Below are 19057 nucleotides of genomic sequence, written 5' to 3' on the forward strand. Positions count from 1 at the left end.
TTATTGATATGAAAAATATATTTAGATTAAGTTTTGTTTTATTATTTATTAGTTGTACAACTATTAAAACCAATAATACCGTAATTCCATATTTAGTTGATATTGGTGCTGAGAAATCCATTTACAATGAAATTTCTAAGAATAGAGATAGAGATGTAGTTTTTTATGTTGAGCATCTTTCAGATTCGACCATAAAATTTCATTTAATTAGTTCTAATGGAAATGATTTTTTAAGAACTGATAGAAAGTTATTTGTAAACGATAAATTATATCCGATAATTTTTGACACTGATTATCTATTTTATTCAGAAATGAAAGATGGCAAACCAATCATTTCTATGGAAGTAACAAAGAATTCTTATGAAGAAATTCCTATTCCTAGTATTGAGGAAAGAGAAAAAAATCCTGAATTATATGGGTTCAAAAAGAAATCTATCATGATTGACAATAGTATTTATTGGATTCTTGACCAAAAAGGAAAATTATTAAAAACTAATACAGGTAAATAATTTTGGAATGTATCTAAAATAAGTTGAGTGTAGTAAAGCCATTCCTATCGGAGTGGCTTTTGCTTTTATAGCGTTTCAAAGTGTACCAAACTGTTAAAATAGATTCCAAGTTAGCCTGCAACTGCTAATTAATCTCAAAAGTTTTGAAAAATATCACTCAGAGCATCCTCCCTCCCTGTATCGGCTGTTTTGATGCCAGATACCGAGATTTTAATGTCAAGTTACCTCCCCGTACTGTAAAATTGTGTAGCTGTTCCAATCGATACCATCGATGTCTTAAGCGAAAATTCGGTAATGTATCAGATGTGTTGGTAGTTAATTATTGTATCTAAACATTTACAGAAAATCAGATATTTATACTAATATCGCATAAAATTTAAAACAGCCTTTGGGCTGTTTTTTTATTTTATAATGCCTTAAATCGAAAAAAATGGAGTCAAACCAGACTAGGTGTTACAGATGTGTTGGTGCTATTCGAAAGATGATAAAATATGGAAAAACAAAGTCAGGTAATCAAAGTTATGTTTGCAGAGCATGCGGGAAAACTAGAGTTGAAAATTATGCATATCTGGCTTATAAGGCAGAGATAAATCAGAATATTATCCAATTAACCAAAGAGAAGGTGTAGGAATAAGAAGCACAGCAAGAATATTGAAAATATCAACGACAACACTAATGAAAAGAATCATCTTAATTGCCAGAAACATTGTTAAGCCGATTATCAGCAGAGGCAAAACGTCTGAAGTTGATGAGCTGTGTACTTACATTAGACACAAGACAAATTATATCTGGCTGGTTTATGCATTGGAAAAGAATTCTTTAAAACCTTTTGACTTAGGATTACAGAGAACAATTCTAATTAAAATATTCCTATTTGCTAAGCTAATCATAATAAAAAGGTTACCAAATGAGATTTATTTTATTCAAATCATCTTGAAAACGGTTCGAGAATTGTCCCGTTAGGGCTACTACTTTAAAGTAAAAGCCTGAGAAATCTAGATTTCTCAGGCTTTTTTTATGATTCGAAAAATCTTATAATATTTCTTATCAAATATAAAACACCTGTATTTTCGGGAAAAATTGGTTCGAGTCCCGTTAAGTTCTATTGTAGTCAATTGCGTGAACTATGTTGTAGAACTACAGAATCCTTGAAAATAAATTACGCCCAATCATCCCAAATACAAATCCATTTTTGCCTTAAGCCAATTGTCCAAATCCGTTTTAGTAGCTGTTAGCGGTAGTTATTGAATTTACGTAATGCCAAATTCTTTAGAGTTATTTTTTAACAGTATTAATGAGTTGGGGTAACCTTACATAATTACCTTTTGCATTTTCACTATATTGATAATTTACAGTTTGTATTTTTAATTGTCCATCAACTTTTACGGTTTTAATTTCATAAACACTTCTTGAAATATCTTCTAAAATTAATTCTTCATTATTATTTTCTTTAACCGTCTTTATTATACTATTTAGATAATAAATATCTTTTTTGATTTTTTTAATTTTTGATATATAAATGTGATAATTAGTTTTAGGATAGTCGTTTCCTAAAAAGCAAGTACTATTTAGTTCAGATTTCAAAAATGTCGAATCTATTTTTTCGGGTAATTCCCCTTCAATTGTAATCTTGTTTCCAATTACATCTTCATATGTAAAACTGTCTGTTTGAGTTTTAGCAACAAAAAATAAAAGACAAGTCAAAAATAATTTCATGATTTTATATTTACTTATTTTTCGTTAGATTTTAAATTGATTAATGTAACCACTAAATTTATGTTAATTACCACTAAATTGAATATACTACTGACAACATCAGACTTATCACCCAAAATTGGGTAGATATGTCTGACAAGGGTCAGGATTTATTTATTATCAAATATATAATAATAAACTTATAAATAATCAAATGAACTTTTAATTCGTTGAATGCTATTCGTGCTGACATGGTATAAAATTCAGTGGACTTGCTGCTTTATTGAATCAGCACAAACACGATTAATCAATAGTTATATTAAAGTCGAATCAAAAAATTAAACATCATTAAAAATCTTCAAATCGTACATTAAATGGTTCGAATTCTGTACCGTCAAGGTCGCTAGAATTTAAAAGTTTGAACAAGTATTAATCTTTTACACTTTAGTTTTTAATGTGGCCTTCATGGGATTTGAACTGAATAATTTAATATTGTTTGATATTTATTTTATTTAAATCATCTGCAAAATGGTTCGAGAATTGTCCCTTTAGGGCTACTATAAAAAAGGTAAAGTCTGAGAAATCTAGATTTCTTAGGCTTTTTTTTGTGGTTCGAAAAATCTCGTTTCATTTTTTTAAAATAAAAACCACCAGTGTTTTCAGGGAAAATTGGTTCGAGTCCTGTTTAGTCAAATAAAAGACTCAAATTCAAATCCAAAAATAAATCTTCAAAACAGCAGTAAAAACAGCTAAACTTCTGCTAAAACAGATTGTACGTCTGTTGAGCCTTTTCAGATGTGTTCTCAGTGTCAGATTCTTTCTTTCAATATGATTTGTCCCGAAACGTTTTACTGAATGCATTTTCTTATCAATCAAATACCTGTAGTTTTTAAGTCTGTCCGTAAATATCTTCTTAGCGTCAGATAATTTTAAAGTTTCCAGAACACGGTTAAGCGTTCTATTGGTTCGTTTGCCAACATTAAAACTCACAACTGTTTTAGAATTCTTGTCCAATGCATAAACCAACCAGATATAATTTTTCTTGTGTCTGATATAAGTACACAGCTCATCGACTTCATAAGTTTTGCCTTTGCATATAATTGGCTGATTAATTTTTCTGGCGATTGATACAATTCTTTTCAACAATGTTGTCGTTGAAATTTTTAATAATCTTGCAGTACTTCTTATCCCTAAACCCTCTTTAGTTAATTGAATAATATTCTGGTTTATCTCTGCCTTATAAGCCAGATATACATACTTTTCAACTCTGGTTTTCCCGCATTTTCTACAAATATATCTTTGCTTACCAGACTTTGTCTTTCCATATTTTATCATCTTTCGAATAGCACCAACACATCTGTAACACCTAGTCTGGTTTGACTCCATTTTTTTTCGATTTAAGGCTTTATAAAATAAAAAAACAGCCCAAAGGCTGTTTTAATTTTTATGCGATATTAATATAAATATTTGATTTTCTGCAAATGGTAGATACAATAATTAACCATCAACACATCTGATACATTACCCAGAACCCAAGCAATAGAAGTGTAATTAGTTTTCTCATTTTTTATTTTCAAGTTTTTCTAAGCGTTTATCTTGTTCCGATATAATATTTTTTAATTGTTCCGTTTTCTTATCCTGATCGATGATATAAAGCGTTAGCTCTTCAATTTTCTGCAAAAGTTTTATATTCATCTCAGATAAATTGATTCCTTCTTTTTTCATTTCTTCAGCAGAGGCAATTTCAGGTAAATGCTTATATTCTTTGATGTATTTAGCAACAGCATCCAGAGAAGGCAAACTGTAATTGTTTTCAAAAACAAAATCGGCACCCGCATCTACCGTTACTTTAACCTCGCGTGAATTAATGTTGCCTGCAACAGTAAATTTGGAAGTAGGATTCATTGTTCCTACACCTACATTTCCAGACGTATTAATGTAGATATCAGGAGTGGTTCCTGATAATTGTGCGCTAATTAGCAATGGTTTTGGAGTGACCGGAGCAACCGCTGTTGATTTAATTCTGTTATATTCAGTGTTTAAGCCATCAAAAAAGAATCCTCCTTCGGCATCCACCACATGTAAGGCACCCGCAGGATTCGATGTACCAATGCCGATTCTCCCATTTCTTTTGATATCGAGCAATACTGTTGCAAATCTTGAGAATCTAAATGCTGAGTTAGTAAGAGTTGTAAAATCTCCATTTGCTGTAGTTCTTACATTAAAATGCATATCAGTTGCCGGATTGGTATCTAGTGTAGTTGCATAATGATATAATCCTGTACCACTAACTGATTTTCCCACAAAAGCAGGAATAGCAACACCCGCACCTGCATTCAGTATAGAAATGGAACCATCTGCCTGAATTGCAGGGTTAAATGTGTTTACTGTACCTACTACGATATCTAGTTTTCCAATTGGTGTAGTTGTTCCAATACCTACATTACCACCATAAGGATTAATCGATAAGCTTTTATAACCAATACCACCTTTTGATGATTGAATCCATGAATATTCACCTACCGTATTAATACCTAAATTTACAGTCATTCTGTTAACTGCTCCATCGTGTACTGCTATACCGTCAACACCTGACAGACCTGTACTCGTTGGAACTTTAACCTCAAATTTATTTAAGATTGAAGTTTGACCACCGATACCAATATTACCATTAGCTAAAATAGTCATAGCTAAAAATGGGTTATTAAAACCAACTTCAGTATATAATTTTAACCCAGTTGTATTAACAGTTTGTTTAAAACCTTCAATCTTGGCACCAATATGGTTTGCAAACCCTAATCCAACTGATACAGTCCCGTTAACATCTAAAGAAGAATAAGATGTATTATTTACAGTTAAAGTATTTGCAATTGAGGATGGTGCGGCAATTCCAACAGCTGTGTTACTATCAGCTATATTACTATCACCTATTACACCACTACTTATAAATCTAGGTATTTTATTTAAAGTTCCTGTCCCTGTAACTGATTGACCAAAGCTCAATGATGCTGTTAAAATAGTTGCTAAAAAAAGTGCTATTTTTTTCATTATTATTTTTTGTTTTTTAAGTGATTTTCGATTTTAGAAAACTTTTCTAATAAAGTTTTAAAGGATTCGTTTTCTTTCTTTAATGCTTTTATCTCCTTTGATTGCTCAATCACATAAAGGGTCAATTCTTCAATTTTCTGCAAAAGCTTTATATTCATCTCAGATAAATTAATACCCTCTTTTTTCATTTCATCAGCTGAAGCAATTTCAGGTAAATGTTTATTTTCTTTGATGTATTTGGTAACAGCATCCAGGGAAGGTAAATTGTAATTGTGTTCGAAAACAAAATCTGCTCCGGCATCGACGCTTACTCTTACTTCACGGGAATGTATGTCCCCTGCAACTGTAAGTTTAGAAATAGGGTTTGAAGTTCCAATACCAATTTTGCCATCTGATTTAGCTCTTATAACTTCATTCATTACCCCGCTGGGTTGTCTAACTGCGAGAGCAAATTCACTATTAGAGTTTCCCGCGACAGGTTGTATAACTGCTAAATTTACGTAAGCATTATTAGCTCCTGTATTTCCACTTACACTTAATGCTAAAGCAGAGTATTGATCCGAACCTCCCGCTCCATGAATATTTGCAATTCTTAAAAAGTCATAAGTAGGCGAATTTAAACTTGATGTATATGTAGAAGTTTTAGAGCCTACAACATCTAATTTACCAAAAGGTGAAGTTGTACCTATCCCAACATTTCCATTTGAAACAATGCGCATTCTCTCGGCTCCATAAGTCCCGAAAACAATATTACCCATCATGTCTGGAATAGTCGAATAGCCAGACAAATCAATAAAGGACTTTATAGGATTTGTTCCCCCTCCGGCTGATAATCGTAAAAATCCATCATCAGCTCCGTTTCCAGCATTACTGTAACCTCTAATTTCTCCATTTGCTAAAGTAGTTGCCGCAACAAGTGGTCGAGAAATTGTGTTATTCAATCCTCCATTTATCGTAAGAGAACCGCTGATCGTTAATTTACTTATAGGATTTACAGTCCCAATACCAACATTATTGTTTTCGGGAAAAGGAAATGTATTTTGAGCAAAATCTAACTGAAAGGTTAAAATCAGCAAAATGCAAATGAACTTCTTCATAATATTATCGATTTTTTAAGGTTGCGATTTGTTTCTCTAACAGTTCTTGATTTCTCTTAATTCTCCTATTCTCATTCTTTATTTCTTCATTTGTTTTCTTCATTTGTTCATTCTCTTTTTTCATCTCAATCATATACAAAGTCAATTCTTCTATCTTTTGCAAAAGCTTAGCATTCATATCTCCCAGATTGATTCCCTTTTTCAAAACCTCTTCTTCACTTGGAATGTTTTCTAAATGTCCTTTTTCTGCAATATGTTTTTCAACTTCTTCCAATGTTGGCAAATCATAGTCTTTTTTGAATACAAAATCTGACCAGCCATCCATATCAACTTTTACTTCTTTGGAATGGATTGTACCGTTGACATCTAATTTGTTTTTTGCGCTTGTTGTCCCTATCCCGACATTTCCGCCATAGTACAAAAAGTCACCGTCTCTCTGCCAATGGAATGCGGCTCCAAAAATAGATGGCCTGACATCATTCTCTATTGCTATTATTTCTTCAACAAATGCACGGACACTGTATTTAGTCGTATGCTTAGTATAAACCATCACCGCATCATTTTCGACTATCAGCAAAGGATGATTTGAAGAATTGCCAGCCAAATTAACAGCCCTAATCTGCCATTTGGCAGTTGCATCATACCAAACAATGTATTCAGCACCCGTTTTTGTCCCTGTTCCCGTAGTGACTAACTGTACCTTATAAATATTTTCTGCATTTAAAGCCTGGTTAAGATCATCCTTTAACTCTAGTTTAGTAGCATCGTTAACACTAAAAATTTTGGTAAAAAAACGTCTGCCTCCTTCTTGGCTAAAAACAATTTGAGCCACAAAAAAGAATGCCATCAATAATATTTTCTTTTTCATACAATAAATTAATTGCAGTTGTTTTTTTATTTTACTTTATTTGTTGCAGTATTTATAATTTTTCTTAGGTCTTTATTCTCTTTTTCAACATTTTCCAAACGTTTATTCTGTTCAATCATATACAAAGTCAGTTCTTCAATCTTCTGCAAAAGTTTCGCATTCATTTCTCCCAAATTAATTCCGTTTTTTAAAACTTCTTCTTCACTTGGAATATTTTCTAAATGTCCTTTTTCAGAAATATGCTTTTCAACGTCAGCAAGCGTTGGCAGGTCATAATTTTTTTTAAAAACAAAATCAGCCCAGCCAGATGCTGTTACTTTTATTTCTCTAGCTCCAATTGACCCTTCAACAGCCAATTTATGTGATCCGGTTGTGGCAGTTCCAATCCCTAAACTTCCGTTTGCATTTAAAGTCATTTTTCTATTCCCATATGAATCCCAAGAAAATAAAGGTCTGCCAATTATTGCCGCACCAGAGGTTCGCGAATCAAAAGTCATAAGGGGAAAACTTCCGTTGTCCATACTGGGTTCGGTTGTTGCCGTTAAATAAAGAGACGCTTTATTGTCTGAAGTGCGGTATCCGTTTAAAGTTGGTACAAACTGTCCATTTGCAAATGTTCCATTTGCTATTCTTATATAATCTTGGGAAGCATCGCTGACACTTAATTTTAGCAATGTTTCTGACGCAGCTGTTAGGGCAGGAGAATTTATTTCTAAATTTGCTGTCGGATTTGCTGTTCCAATGCCAATATTGCCCGTTGGAGAAACCCTCATTCTTATTTGCGCTGATGCACTTGACCCGTCCCATGTTAAAAAACTGATTCCTTTATTATATGAATTACCGATAGCTTCATGAGAAGTTCCCTGAATCATCAACTCCCCATATTCATTAAAAGGAAAAGCTCCTGTGCCATTATCCGGAAAGCGTCTCGATCTATAAATAAGAGGTGAAGCCCAGTAAGCATTGGTTGAAGTCCAAGTTGCAGTTCCTGTCTCCGTTTTAGGAATTACATTAGAAGACGAATAAATAGCATTTACGCTACTATCCGGAGAAGTAATAATTCCCTGCGCTTTGAGATTCTTGCAATTCAAAACAACTATAATAATTAAAAGCTTAGATAATCTGATCATTTTTTTTCTTTTTATATATTATTCTTTAATGTAGTTATAATCATTTATTTTAAAACCTAATTTACATGATTCGTAGATATCGGCACTCAACACCCCTTATTAAAGATGAGTCATATCTATTCGATTAAACAATTAGAATTTAAAAATGGCTGATTCTCCAGATCATTTAGTGTAATTCTGTCTTAACATACAACTGTTAATGCTTAGTTAAAATTTCGGGCGCAAATAAACAAAAGGAATTTGTAATTTCTTTACGGAATTCCTCATTTCTGATCTTTTTTGTAGTCTTAAAATTAAAAAATAGCATCATCATTAACGCAATAGGCCATTTCCTGTCGAAAAGGGAAAGGTTAAAATCAAGTTATGGCTTATTCTTTAACTTAGCAATTAGATTTAAACTTGCAGAAGTATTCTACCTTCATTTCCGATAATAATTTTATGGGACTCCTGCCAGAAACCAAAAGATGGCGATGGGGTTATAAAGTGTATATTTGGCCTTGACGGGATTTGAACCAAATGATTTATATTAGTTTTAAAATATTGCTTTACGATACTAATGTAAAAATCGCATAATAATCTGCTATAATGTGGTTAGATATTTGAATGTTTCCCGCTACTATAAAAAAGGTAAAGCCTGAGAAATCTAGATTTCTTAGGCTTTTTTTGTGGTTCGAAAAATCTCGTTTCATTTTTTTTAAATAAAAACCACCAGTGTTTTCAGGGAAAATTGGTTCGAGTCCTGTTTAGTCAAATAAAAGACTCAAATTCAAATCCAAAAATAAATCTTCAAAACAGCAGTAAAAACAGCTAAACTTCTGCTAAAACAGATTGTACGTCTGTTGAGCCTTTTCAGATGTGTTCTCAGTGTCAGATTCTTTCTTTCAATATGATTTGTCCCGAAACGTTTTACTGAATGCATTTTCTTATCAATCAAATACCTGTAGTTTTTTAATTTGTCTGTAAATATCTTTTTTGCTTCTGCCAATTTCAGAGTTTCCAAAGCACGATTCAGAATTTTATTAGTCCGTTTGCCTACATTAAAACTATCCACACTTTTAGAATTCTTTTCCAGAGCATAAACCAGCCAGATATTATTTTTCTTGTGTCTGATATAAGTGCACAGTTCATCTACTTCGTAAGTTTTGCCTCTGCTGACAATTGGTCTGGCTATATTCCTCGCAATGCAGACAATTCTTTTCAAGTTGTCGTTGATATTTTCAGTATTCTTGCCGTACTCCTTATTCCCAAACCTTCTTTGGTCAACAGCACTATCTCCTGATTGGTATCTCCTTTGTAAGCGTTATACCTATATTTAATCTGCGGTCGTTTTTGACAAATAGTACATTTATAACGCTGATTACCGTTAGATTGAAATCCATTCTTTATGCATTACCATTGCAAAAATTACATTTTATTTTCATGACCTAATTTGAAACATTAAGGTAAGGCAAAAGCATTTTGAGGCTTATTAAAAGACAAAAAACGAAAGAGACGACCAGCTGGCCGTTTCTTTTCTATTCAATAATTTAATTTTAATATTCTTTTCAGTTAGTTATATGGACATATTATCAAAACACCTAATCTGTAACACTACCAACTTTGAAACAGTATCGAAATGAAACATTACCATTTCACACTGAAAACCATACTTTTACATCGTCTTCAATAGTTTCTCTAAACAGAAGATAATTAAATTCATTTGTTATAGGATCGTACTGATATGCCTGCTGCCATTCCTTAATGTTTAAAATGATTTGTTCAACAGCTTTACAGATAAAGAACAGTTCTTCATTTTTCATTGTTGGATGAATTGAAATCCTTACCCAGCCAGGTTTTTTAGTTAAATTTTTCTGAAGGATTCCGCTGGTGATTTCTGTTGATTTTTCTTCGTCAATGTTAAAAAGATAATGGGCATACGTACTGGCGCACGACCAGCCTCCACGCACCTGAATTCCAAAACGGTCATTCAATAATCTGACGATCAAATTGTAATGAATATTCTCTACCGTAAACGAAACGCACCCGATTCTTTCTGTTTTTAAATCTCCCAGAATCGTCAATCCTTTTATTTTTTGCAGTTCCGAAAAACAAAGATCCAGCAGTTCCCTTTCTCTGTCTTTCATTTTTTGAACATTCATCTTATCTTTTAATTCCAGACACAGAGCTGTACGCATGACTTGCAGAAACCCAGGAGTTCCTCCATCTTCTTTAGTCTCGATCTCATCGCTGTAATGATAGCCGCCCCAGGGATTGGTAAATTTTACATTTCCTCCTCCCGGATTATCCGGAAAATCAGATCTGTATAATTTTTCATTGAAAACTAAAATCCCGCAAGTTCCGGGTCCGCCTAAAAATTTATGAGGAGAAAAGAAAATCGCATCCAATTCCTCTTCTGGATCTTCAGGATGCATATCGATTTGAACATACGGCGCCGACGCTGCAAAATCAACAAAACAATAACCATTATTCTGATGCATTATTCTGGCTAATTCATGATATGGCGTGATGATTCCCGTTACGTTGGAACACGCTGTAAATGACCCAATTTTAAGCGTTCTGTTTTTGTATTTTTTGATTTCTTCTGCCAATATTTTTGGGTCGGCCACATTGTCTTTTCCACAGGGCAAAACCACAACGTCGGCTATGGTTTCGTACCATGGAACCTGATTAGAATGATGCTCCATGTGTGTAATAAAAACAACCGGCCTTTCATCATCAAAGTTGATTTCTACATTAAAAATATTGTCTTTGGAACGCAGCCCCATAATACGCTGTAATTTGTTTAAAGCAGCCGTCATTCCAGTTCCGGCCGCTACGAGACAGTCTGATTCGGATGCATTCACATGTCTTTTGATCAATTCTCTCGCATATTGATACGCATACGTTGAAGCTTTTCCCGTCTGGCTGGAAAACGAATGCGTATTGGCAATCATTGGGCCTATTTTTCGAAGCATAATATCTTCGATAGGAAAATATAATCTTCCGCTGGCAATCCAGTCTGCATAAAGAACTTTTTGCGGTCCGTAAATCGATTCGAAAGTATGGTTGGCGCCAATTGTATTTTCTCTGAATTCAGAAAAATATTTTTCCAGTTCGCTTGGCTTTGTTTTCAAAATAGTGTCCATTTCATTTATATCTTAAGGCATTTTACTTTTTGAAGTTTTTAATTCCGCTTTGCAGCCAATTGTAATATTCTTTGACATCAGGATTGTAGGCTGAAGTTTCTGTTAAAGAATTGCTTTTGTGATCCACAATTACATAAAACGGCTGCGCATTTGCTTTGTAGGTTTTTATCTGTAAATCGCTCCATTTGTTTCCAATGGTTTTGATTTTTTTTCCAGTTGTTTCAGAAATGTATTGTTCGTTTTCAGGAAGTTCTTTTTTATCGTCCACATAAAGCGAAATCAAAACGACATCATTGTTTAAAACGCCTAAAACTTTCGGATCCGACCAAACCAATTCTTCCATTTTTCGGCAGTTTACGCAGGCATATCCTGTAAAATCTAATAAAACTGGTTTTTCTGCTTTTTTAGCGTAATCCATTCCTTTATCGTAATCGTGAAAAGTGATAATATTCTGCGGACCGTGTTCCGCCTCTGCCGGTAGCGGACCTGTTATTTTCAATTCTGAATTGCCCGAAACTCCAAGTCCGTTTGTTGATTCGCTGTATTGCATTGGAGGTGGAAATCCGCTGATTAATTTTAGCGGAGCGCCCCAAAGTCCTGGAATTAAATAAATGGTGAAGCTTAAAACAATCAATCCGAAACCTAATCTTCCAACTGAAATATGATTTAAAGGCGAATCATGAGGCAACGTAATTTTTCCGAATAAATAAAAAGCCAGCATTCCGAAAACGGCAATCCAAATTGCTAAAAAAACTTCTCTTTCCAGCCAATGCAATTGCAAAACTAAATCGGCATTGGATAAAAATTTGAAAGCCAAAGCCAATTCTAAAAATCCTAAAACCACTTTTACCGTATTGAGCCATCCGCCTGATTTTGGCAGTGCGTTTAACCATCCCGGGAAAGCTGCAAATAAAGAAAACGGCAATGCAATGGCAATAGAAAATCCTAACATTCCAACAATTGGCGCAATGCCGCCTTTTGAGGCCGCTTCAACCAATAATGTTCCTACAATCGGACCTGTGCAAGAAAATGATACGATGGCTAAAGCCAAAGCCATAAAGAAAATCCCGATCAGCCCTCCTCTATCGGCTTGCGAATCGACTTTGCTGGCTAATGAACTTGGCAATACTATTTCGAAAGCACCCAAAAACGAACAGGCGAAAACAACCAGTAAAATAAAGAAAACTAAATTAAACCAAACGTTTGTTGAGAGCGCATTCAGCGAATCGGCACCAAAAACTGCCGTTACGATTGAACCTAATAGAACATAAATAATTACGATTGAAATTCCGTAAATCATGGCATTTCTAATTCCAGCCGCTTTGCTTTTGCTTTGTTTGGTAAAAAAACTTACCGTCATCGGAATCATCGGGAAAACGCAAGGCGTCAGCAAAGCAGCAAAGCCAGATAAAAAAGCTAAAATAAAAATCGTTAGCAGTCCTCTCGATCGGGTTTTCTTTGGTGAAGCTGTAATTTCTCCTTGTGATTTTTTCTCTCCGGTCTTAGAAACAGTTTTTTCTTCCGTAATTATAGAATCTTGTTTTACTGCTGCAGTTTCCTCGGCGGAAGCCAATTTCTTCCCAGTCGGAATTTTAAAAGCCAATTCTTCTGCAGAGGGCGGCAAACAATTGCTGTCATCGCAAACCATAAAATCAACTTCAGCCGCAACATTTGAAATATTGTCTGAAATGAATTTGATTTTTTGAGTGAAAAGCGCTTTATCTTCAAAATATTTGATTTTCATATCGAAGATTTTATCCACTGTTTCGTGCCCTTTATCTTCAGTTGTTTTTCCGATTAATTCGAAATTATGCGGCTGATTTTTAAAGGTAAAAGCCGTTGGCGAAGGCCCGCCTTCTTCAATATATTGTCCGTACAGATGCCAGCCAGATTGAATTACGGCCTTCGCTTTTAAAATATATTCTTTCTCTGAAATTTTTTCTACGGATGTACTCCACTTTACTGGATTGTACATTTGCGCAAACGCACTTGCAGAAAAAAGCGACAGCAATGTTATGATGATGTTTTTCATTGTTTATAGTTTATAGGTTTAAAAAAGAGCTGTTGGCAAAAACAGCTCTTTTGGTCTTTCATAGAAAATGGCTTACTAATTCAGATTCTAAAATGAAATAATGAAAGACGACTATTAAAATTAAGTTTTCAGTCGCAGTTTTTAAGCCTTAGTCACTACAGAGGACTTTGCCAAGGTTTGAAACTTTGACAAAGTTGAATTCGTAAGACTGAAACCTGTAACTGCGAATGCAATTTATTTATCAAGAGAACCGGCTTTAATGATAATCATTTTATCCAGCTGAATGTATTTTTTGATCGCGTCGTTTACCTGCTGCAAGGTTGTTTTTTCGATATCTTTTGGATATTGATCGATGTAACTTGGCTCTAACCCTCTTTCGATGAAACTTAAAATCGTTCTTGCCATTCCGTTTGTGGTTGACATTCCCACTTTAAAACTTCCTATTAAATTGGTTTTCTTGTTTTCCAATTCTTCGGCTGTGATTCCGTTTTTTACCCATTTCTCAACCTGAACCATTGTCGCATCAAGACCTTTTTGAAATAAATTTGGGTTAAAAGAAGCATTTACGTACCAGTATCCTCCCGTTTCGATATTTCCGCCTACACCTGAAGAAATGCTGTAAGTCAAACCGTCATTATCACGAACCGTCTGCATAAGGCGCCCCGCGAAACCTGCTCCTAAAGTGTAATTTCCGATGTAAAACGGAATATAGTCGGCATCGGCCCTTTTTAAACCTGTAAACTGTCCGATATACAATTCGGCACTTGGTTTTTCTGGAATGGTTACCACTTGTGTTTTTGCCGGAGATTTTGAAGCTTCTTCAAATTTCAGTTTTTCTGTAACGCCGCCATTCCAGTTTTTGAATGATCTTTTTAGAGAAGAACTTAGGCTGGCTCCATCAGTATCGCCCACAATTACCAGACGCATTGAAGCTGTCCCGAAATATTTTTTGTGGAAAGCTTTTACTTCGTCTAAAGTTGCATTTTTGATATTCGCAATGTTGTCTTCTACGCTCAGGCTGTAATTTGGATTCCCTTTCGGATAAATCGCCTGAGATAAAGCAATGCTTCCTCTTTCGCCCGGATCGTTCAAATCCTGTTGTGTATTTCCAATAAACTGCTGTTTCAAGTTTTCGAATTCTTTAACATCAAACAACGGATTTCTCAATTCTTCAGCCAATAAAGCGATTACCTGATCTAAGTCTTTTTTTAAACATTTAAATCCGATATTGATTTTAAATGTTGATGCATTTACATTTAATGTAACGCCCAATTTTTGCAATTTTTCTGAGAATTTAAACTTGTCATTGAATGTTGTTCCTTTTGACAACATTGATGCTGTTAATGCCGGAATAACATCATTTTTAGTTTCACTTGCATAATTTCCTAACGAAATGCTTGCTGCAACTGTCACGAAATCTTTTGCCGAAGTTTTTACTGAAACCACATCGATTCCGGATATTTTTTCTCTTTTAAAAGCCGAAGCTGATTTCTCTATTAAAGTTTCTGCACTAGCAATTTCTTCTGTTGTATTTTTTACTAAAGCTGGAGCGGATGAAGTTTCCTCATGAATATGTCCTTCATCTGAATGTCTGTAATAAAACGGACCATTTTCTGGCATATAATTATTCGCTTTCGCTGAATCATTATTTTGATTTCCAGATTGTTTCGGAATAAAATATCCTGTTGTGCTTTGATCATCAACCAGATATTTATTTGCCACGCGCAGAACATCTGCGGGAGTTACTTTTTTTAGTCGGTCAACTCCTGTAATATAATCTGTCCAGTCGCCAGCTGCAATCGATTCATTTAATGCCGATGCAATCACACCAGAACCGTCGCGTGCTAAAATAGTCTGCGCACTGATTTTGGCCACAACTCTATTTACTTCGTCCTGAGTCACACCCTCTTTTTGAATTTTAGCTACAACTTCGCCGATTTTAGCATCGATGTCTTCGTGCTTTGAAGTTGCTGGAAAACCAACGCCAATGGTGAAAAGCCCGACCTCTTTAAAGTTTGATGCGCTTGCATAAGTATAAATTCCTAAACGCGTATCAACGAAAGTTTTGTTTAAAATCGCTGAAGGGCCAACACCAATAATCTGAGCCAAAATATTCAACGCAGGAAAATCTTCGTGTAAAGCGCCTGGAATTTTATAGGCTTTGTTTACAACGCCCGATTCTCCTGGTTTTCTTACTGTAATTTTACGTGCACCATATTGCTGAGGCTCTTCGGTATAAGGCTGAGGAATTGCATTTGGCGCTTTTGCAATTTTCCCGAAATACTTTTCAATCAATTCAAAAACATTCTCTTTTTTGAAATCTCCAATAATGGTTAAAGTTGCATTATCTGGCCAATAATACGTATTGTAGAAATTTCGCAATACTTCAATCGGAGCTTTTTCTATGTCCGATTTCCAACCGATTGTGGAATGGTGATACGGATGAGCAATGTAAGCCGCAGCCCAGATTTCTTTGTCTAATAAACTATTCGGATTGTTTTCGCCTCTTTCAAATTCGTTACGAACTACGGTCATTTCGGCTTCTTTATCTTCTTTCAATAATAAAGAATTACGCATTCTGTCGGCTTCGATCTGAATTGCCAATTCGATTTTATCGCTTGGCAGCGTTTCAAAATAATTTGTACGATCGTACCAAGTTGTCGCATTCAACTGTGCTCCTGTATTTTGCAGAACATCGGTAATGGTGCTTCCGTTTTTCTTATTGAAAGTCGGCGTTCCTTTAAACATTAAATGTTCTAAAAGGTGTGTTGATCCTGTGTTTCCTAAAACTTCGTGTTTAGAACCTACGCGATATACAATTTGTACGGTTGCAACTGGCGAAGCATTGTCCTGCAAAAGCAAAACGTTCATTCCGTTTGGCTGATATAAATATTCTTCGATTCCTCCTAATTCTTTTATTTTCTTGAAGTTAACCGATTTTTCCTGTGCTGACATAAGGGCGCAGAAAGCTAATGAGCAATAGCCCAGAAAGATGTATTTTTTCATTTTTTTTTGAGAATTTTTATCTTGAAGTAACTTTGTCAAAGTTTGAAACTTTGACAAAGTTGAACTGTATATTTGAATTTAAGACTTGCTGAAAATTTCTTTTAATTTAGACTGCAATTCAGCTTCTCTAAGGTTTTTAGCCACGATTTTTCCGTCAGGTCCAATTAAGTAGTTGGTTGGAACCATTTTTACACCGTATAAAACAGCTGCTTCGTTCTGCCATCCCTTTAAGTCTGAAACATGTGTCCATGTTAAACCGTCTTTCTCGATTGCTTTTTCCCAAAGTTTCTTCTTGTCGTCTAAAGAAACTCCCAAAACATCAAATCCTTTGTCATGATACGTTTTGTACGCCGCAACTACGTTTGGATTTTCTTTTCGGCATGGACCGCACCAGCTTGCCCAGAAATCTACTAAAACATATTTTCCTTTGTAATCTGATAATTTCACTACTTTTCCGTTTACGTCCGTTTGAGAAAAATCTAAAGCCGGAGAGCCAATTGCTGTTTTTTCGTTCAGATCGATTGATGCTTTTAATTTTTTTCCGTAAAATGATTTTTGAATTTCCGGAGATAAAATTCCGTAATATTCCTTTACTTTTTCCGGAGTTCCGTAGGACACAATTCTGTCTTGTATTACCAATGCTCCACCTAAATTGTCTTTATTTTTTCTAATGAATTTATCGGTCAAATCATCCGCGAAAGTGCCAAGATCTTTCCATTTTTTATCCATCATAGTTTGCTGTTCTGGAGTCAATTTTACTTTACCTCCTTGTGTCAGCGAATCAGATAATTTGTAAATAGGACCTGCAACTGCTTGTATTTTTTTGAATTCGTTATCATAATATGATTTGTAGAATCCGTTTTGCGTAGCTCCGGTTACTTTTGCTTTAAAAACAGAATCTTTTTTTGCTTCAATCGTAATGTCTTCATTATCTAAAAGAAAATATGCTCCGTATTCTTGCCCTTTAATTTTAACGGTATGGAACAATGGCTCTCCTGTTTTTCCCGTAAAAGAAAATGCACCTTCTTTTACCTTTGCAGAATCAATAATTTTCTTCTCTCCTTTTTCATCTGCATATTCCAAATAAACCATGCCTTTATCCAGTCCTGCAATTTTTCCGTTGATTGTATATCCTTCTTTCTTCGCGCAAGAAGCAAATGCCGTCGCCATTGCTACTGCAAATAGGCTAGATTTTAAAATTTTACTTTTCATGTTATATTTTTTTTGTTCGTTAGATTGCGATATTTTTTTATGGTATTCGCTATAGAACTTTGTCAAAGTTTGAAACTTTGAGAAAGTTGTTTTCAAAACTGAAAACTGTCACTGCTACTAAAATTAAGATTTCAGAAGTTCTTTCAACTTAGCTTCCAATTCTGCACCTCTCAAATTATCGCTGATAATTACACCATTATTATCAACTAAATAGGTTGCTGGAATTGCTTTTACATTAAACGCTTTGCTTACTTTATCATCGTCTAAAAGGTTATGCCACTGCATGTTTTCTTGTCCTATTGCTTTCTGCCACGCTTTTTCGTCTTTATCAATTGAAATACTTAAAATTTCAAATCCTTTTTCTGAATAAGCTGAGTATGCTGTTTTAAGATTTGGAATTTCTTTTCGGCATGGACCGCACCAGGAAGCCCAGAAATCAACCAAAATGTACTTTTTTCCAGCTGTAATGTCTTTTGCGGCATATGATTTTCCGTCTTTGTCTTTTAAAGTAAAATTGGCAATGCTTGTTCCGATTAGGGATTTCGGATTCAAATCTTTATCTAAAATTTGTCCGTAGTAACTTTTCTTTGCCGTTTCAGAAAACTGATCGTACAATGTTTTTTGATCCGGGGTAAAATAGGTGAAGTTGGTCATCATAAAAAATGGTCCCCACCATGTTTCTTTATGTTTTACAATAAGAGCTAATGTTGTTTTTTCTACTTTAGTAAAAAATGCTTTTTCTTTAGCTTCAAATATTTTCCATTGTTCTGTATTGTAAATTGAGTCTAAGGCTTTTTTATTTCCTTCTTTTCTGGCTTTGCCTACTTTACTGCTCAATTCATCTATTCCAACATGATAGTCTTTGTAATCTTTGTCTAGATCTTCTTTAAAAGCAGTTTCTTTTTTATAATAATCATGTGATTTTGAACCTGTAATTGTTACGTCTTTAAATGTTATTCGTTCACTTTCCTGATCTGAAACTGTACCAGCCGCTGTTATTTTTATTTTTGAATTTTCGACCATTACAGAAATATTTCCTTTGCTTTTACCAAAGACAACATAAAAAAAACGAGGTTCATTTAATTTTCCTGAGAAAGAAAATTTACCCTCTTTTAATGTCGTTTCAGCAACTGGCAGTTCAGAAGAATGTGTTGCTCCTGGAATTAGTTTTACAGTTGTTCCGTCGGCTAAACCAGTGATATTTCCTTCAATTGTATATGAAGAAGCCGCTGTTGAAGCGCTTTTTTTCTTTTGTGCCTGAACGTTTATAGAAACCATAAACAAACAAAGGCAAAATCCTACTATTTTATTTTGAATGACGTTCATTTTTTGATT

12 protein-coding genes and 2 pseudogenes are annotated in these 19057 nt (G+C 34.5%); 2 read left to right on the forward strand and 12 right to left on the reverse strand.

The features are described 5' to 3' along the window. The first annotated feature begins 8 nt into the window (after positions 1-8). Together BLP44_RS04915 and BLP44_RS23295 are read left to right on the forward strand one after the other, a co-directional pair. On the forward strand, positions 9-509 hold the full coding sequence (locus BLP44_RS04915) for a hypothetical protein (RefSeq protein ID WP_139159173.1): 501 nt from the start codon (positions 9-11) through the stop codon (positions 507-509). A 430-nt stretch (positions 510-939) separates the two neighbouring features. Then, positions 940-1328, forward strand: a pseudogene (locus BLP44_RS23295) (IS1-like element transposase); the annotation flags it as partial. A gap of 456 nt (positions 1329-1784) precedes the next feature. Here the strand turns inward: BLP44_RS23295 and BLP44_RS04925 are convergent. From BLP44_RS04925 to BLP44_RS04980, 12 genes and pseudogenes are all read right to left on the reverse strand, one after another. Further along, positions 1785-2225 carry a hypothetical protein gene (locus tag BLP44_RS04925; protein WP_091130075.1) on the reverse strand — a complete coding sequence of 147 codons (441 nt, stop codon included), beginning with the start codon at positions 2223-2225 and terminating at the stop codon, positions 1785-1787. 687 nt (positions 2226-2912) lie between these two features. After that, on the reverse strand, positions 2913-3590 hold the full coding sequence (locus tag BLP44_RS04930; protein ID WP_091130079.1) for an IS1 family transposase: 678 nt from the start codon (positions 3588-3590) through the stop codon (positions 2913-2915). Positions 3591-3764: 174 nt separating this feature from the next. Next, positions 3765-5252 (reverse strand): autotransporter outer membrane beta-barrel domain-containing protein, encoded by a 1488-nt coding sequence (locus BLP44_RS04935; RefSeq protein WP_091130083.1) that lies wholly within the window; start codon positions 5250-5252, stop codon positions 3765-3767. Positions 5253-5254: 2 nt separating this feature from the next. After that, positions 5255-6349 carry a hypothetical protein gene (locus BLP44_RS04940; protein ID WP_139159174.1) on the reverse strand — a complete coding sequence of 365 codons (1095 nt, stop codon included), beginning with the start codon at positions 6347-6349 and terminating at the stop codon, positions 5255-5257. Between the two features lie 4 nt (positions 6350-6353). Further along, positions 6354-7217 carry a hypothetical protein gene (locus BLP44_RS04945; RefSeq protein WP_139159175.1) on the reverse strand — a complete coding sequence of 288 codons (864 nt, stop codon included), beginning with the start codon at positions 7215-7217 and terminating at the stop codon, positions 6354-6356. A gap of 26 nt (positions 7218-7243) precedes the next feature. Continuing rightward, positions 7244-8347, reverse strand: a complete 1104-nt coding sequence (locus BLP44_RS04950) for a hypothetical protein (protein WP_091130097.1) — start codon at positions 8345-8347, stop codon at positions 7244-7246. Positions 8348-9113: 766 nt separating this feature from the next. Beyond that, positions 9114-9733, reverse strand: a pseudogene (locus BLP44_RS04955) (IS1 family transposase). 245 nt (positions 9734-9978) lie between these two features. Further along, on the reverse strand, positions 9979-11472 hold the full coding sequence (locus tag BLP44_RS04960; protein WP_091130101.1) for an aminotransferase class V-fold PLP-dependent enzyme: 1494 nt from the start codon (positions 11470-11472) through the stop codon (positions 9979-9981). 22 nt (positions 11473-11494) lie between these two features. Further along, a complete protein-coding gene (locus BLP44_RS04965) occupies positions 11495-13504 on the reverse strand; it encodes a protein-disulfide reductase DsbD family protein (RefSeq protein WP_091130105.1) in 2010 nt (669 codons plus the stop codon). Positions 13505-13738: 234 nt separating this feature from the next. Further along, complete coding sequence (locus BLP44_RS04970; RefSeq protein WP_091131348.1) at positions 13739-16510, reverse strand: M16 family metallopeptidase; 2772 nt, start codon at positions 16508-16510, stop codon at positions 13739-13741. Between the two features lie 78 nt (positions 16511-16588). Further along, positions 16589-17722 carry a TlpA disulfide reductase family protein gene (locus BLP44_RS04975; RefSeq protein ID WP_139159176.1) on the reverse strand — a complete coding sequence of 378 codons (1134 nt, stop codon included), beginning with the start codon at positions 17720-17722 and terminating at the stop codon, positions 16589-16591. A gap of 123 nt (positions 17723-17845) precedes the next feature. Then, on the reverse strand, positions 17846-19048 hold the full coding sequence (locus BLP44_RS04980) for a TlpA disulfide reductase family protein (RefSeq protein WP_091130113.1): 1203 nt from the start codon (positions 19046-19048) through the stop codon (positions 17846-17848). Positions 19049-19057: the final 9 nt, after the last annotated feature.

Source organism: Flavobacterium anhuiense, assembly GCF_900101855.1.
Lineage (GTDB): Bacteria > Bacteroidota > Bacteroidia > Flavobacteriales > Flavobacteriaceae > Flavobacterium > Flavobacterium anhuiense.